Below are 1,512 nucleotides of genomic sequence, written 5' to 3' on the forward strand. Positions count from 1 at the left end.
CGAATTATCGGGCAGCAGCGTGCAGACCTCACGCTATGTCATTGAACGCACTGCAGGTGAGCAAATGACCGACATCTTAGGCGTGCCGATTGAAGCTCGCTTACCCGTGATGAGCAAGATGAGCATCAAAGACGGCGTCGAGTTTTTATTGTCAGGCAGCGGTGTGTCGCTGCGCCCCCCGACGTCTTACGCCGAAACGCAGCTCTATGCGCAACCTTTGCCTTTGGGTCATACCGATATGGGGCACATGAGCCTTCGACAAGCCTTGCAAGTCATTGGCGGTCAAGCGTTCTCGCTTGAAGAAGATGTGGTTCGTCGCAATGTAGGTTTTCGCCTCAAGTATGGGTATGAGTGGCAAGCGCCGAAACCCGTGACTGGATATTCAAAAGGTAAGTCTCCTTTGGTGGGCACAATGAAAGCGAGCGAAGCCGTATCGATATCTTCTGCCTCTCCTTCAAAAAAAGACGGCACGTCAAGCGTTGTCATGACCCCGCAACTGAAAAAGTCGTTGGCCTCTAAAAGCGCCTCATCAGAAGAGTGGTCCAGTTTTGAGGGTGACAATGATGCGTTTTTCGCCAGTGATATGCAGGGGAAACCCTCGTCAAGTTCAAAAGCAAAATCGACATCGTCTAAGTCGTCTGTGAAGAAAAAAGCGCTCACCACTTATCGCGTCCATGCTGGAGAAAGCTTTCGCAGCGCATTAACTCGCTGGGCTTACAAACATGGCGACCAACCTCTGGCGTTTGCTCAAGATGAGGCATTTTTGACTGCTTTGGATGGAGTGGCTGCGCAAGATTTTATTCGAACGGGCTCACTGTCGGGTGCTGTGAAAGCACTGTCGGCCTCTAATCCGTCTCTCAATACGTTAACGCTGTACTCAAACACACTTTCGAAGCTGTTGGCTTTTCATCCGTGGAAAGGCGAGCGCGTGACGACCTTAATGGTCTCGGGTGACACATTGAAAGCGGCGACTAAGCAGGTCACTGGGCATTATGGCTGGCGCTGGGATGAAAAATCGTCTTGGCCTGTGGCTGACTTTACTTTCACGCCTTATCCATTGGTGACCATCGATGGGGACATCAGCATGGCCATGACCACGTTGCTCGGTCCCTATCCACTCAAAGCGCAGCGCCTAGACGCGACTAAAACTATTTACATCAAAGAGGTGACGCCATTATGAACCTATTTCGTCTCTCGGGTTTTCAATCCTTCTGTCTCATTGGCGTGCTCTTAACGCTCTCAGGGTGTGAAACCCTTGGGCTCAATGAATACGACAAGCGCAATGATGAGTCCGCCTCGGTACTCAGTGGCATCGAGCGCCACCGACATCGTGAGTCTCTCAAAGTCGAGCGCATTGAGCAGCCCCCGGCCAGCCTAATACCGATTGAGCGCCGCACCGATACTGACTACCTGAGTAAGAACGTGCGTGTCAGCACGCCCGCGTCGGGCTTGCCACTGAACATGGTACTCAGCGATGTGTTGTCACCCCTTGATAAGCAAGCGTGGTTTGGG

General features: G+C 52.2%; 1 protein-coding gene and 1 pseudogene. Both read left to right on the forward strand.

What is annotated here, in order from left to right; all coding sequences use genetic code 11:
• Positions 1-1,180 (forward strand): hypothetical protein (locus tag AB6E51_RS24395; RefSeq protein WP_372115987.1); only part of this gene is annotated, 1,180 nt, incomplete at its 5' end.
• Positions 1,177-1,512 (forward strand): annotated as a pseudogene (locus tag AB6E51_RS24400) (hypothetical protein); the annotation flags it as partial. The gene AB6E51_RS24395 and the pseudogene AB6E51_RS24400, both read left to right, overlap by 4 nt.

Origin of the sequence: Vibrio sp. 10N.247.311.47, assembly GCF_041467535.1 — a bacterium.
GTDB lineage: Bacteria > Pseudomonadota > Gammaproteobacteria > Enterobacterales > Vibrionaceae > Vibrio > Vibrio crassostreae_C.